The 256-nt window shown below is 58.6% G+C and carries 1 pseudogene; it reads right to left on the bottom strand.

The window, feature by feature from the left end:
- Window positions 1–238 (bottom strand): annotated as a pseudogene (locus KIH86_RS19015) (RCC1 domain-containing protein); the annotation flags it as partial.
- Between the last annotated feature and the right edge of the window lie 18 nt (window positions 239–256).

Genomic DNA, 256 nt, shown 5'->3' with positions numbered 1-256 from the left:
TCAGCGCCAGATTATGCCCGCTGCCCATTGCGATCGAAGTGATGTTGCTCAATCCCGATACCTGAGTTGATGTTGCAGTGCTGCTCCATGCCCATACCGTGCCGTCGCTCTTCAGTGCCAGATTCTGCCCCGACCCTGCCGCGATCGCCACGATACCACTCAGACCGCTAACCGCTACCGGTACATTCCCATAGCCTGAGCCCCAGACCCATACACTGCCGTCACCTTTCAGTGCCAAGCTGTGGCTTGTCCCTGC

This window comes from Paenibacillus sinensis (genome assembly GCF_019904155.1).
Lineage (GTDB): Bacteria > Bacillota > Bacilli > Paenibacillales > Paenibacillaceae > Paenibacillus_AQ > Paenibacillus_AQ sinensis.
Note: the sequence above shows the minus strand (reverse complement) of the source record. Positions and strands in the feature narration are given on the sequence as shown.